General features: G+C 30.3%; 1 protein-coding gene. It reads right to left on the bottom strand.

Features of this window, described 5'->3' with window-relative positions; translation table 11 throughout:
• Positions 1–68 precede the first annotated feature (68 nt).
• Entirely contained in the window at positions 69–347 is a 279-nt protein-coding gene (locus tag CN514_RS24920) for a hypothetical protein (RefSeq protein WP_098234846.1), read from the bottom strand.
• Positions 348–512: the final 165 nt, after the last annotated feature.

Here is a 512-nt window from a genome sequence, read left to right as displayed (position 1 = left end):
ATCGACTAAACAGCCGATCAAATTGTTAACTAATGCATGTATTGGTTGATGAACTTATATATATTGATTCAATTATTTTTATCCCTAGAATTGTAAAAATATTCTCGTGCTAAAATAGTAACACCAACACCTGTTAGTAAAACTCCAATAATAAATGGGAAACCTAGATATAAGCTTTGTCCTGTATATTCGTTAAATTGTCTAGCACCAAAAATTGCAAACCATAACTGTGACTTACCTGACCATGTTGTAATACTAGGAATAAACTTAGCAGCTAACGTAATAATCGTTAAAGTTGTAAATAACCCACCAAGAAAGAAAAATCCTCCAATTATAACTCTTTTCATTTTTCTTCCCCCTAATTATTTTTGTTTAACTTCTTTCGCTTTTTAATTTATCAATAAATTGTTATCTGCTTTTCTCAATACCTTATTCAGTTAAAGTTTTAATTAGCACAAAAAAAAGACCGCCGAAGCTGTCGAACGTTATGTAACTAATGCAATGCGTTAGTT

The sequence above is a fragment of the Bacillus sp. AFS001701 genome (genome assembly GCF_002559405.1).
GTDB lineage: Bacteria > Bacillota > Bacilli > Bacillales > Bacillaceae_G > Gottfriedia.
This window is presented reverse-complemented; position numbering and strand designations above follow the sequence as displayed.

Excerpts from the sequence above, each read along its gene's own strand:
- CN514_RS24920 (WP_098234846.1), bottom strand. The coding sequence starts at position 347 with ATGAAAAGAGTTATAATTGGAGGATTTTTCTTTCTTGGTGGGTTATTT.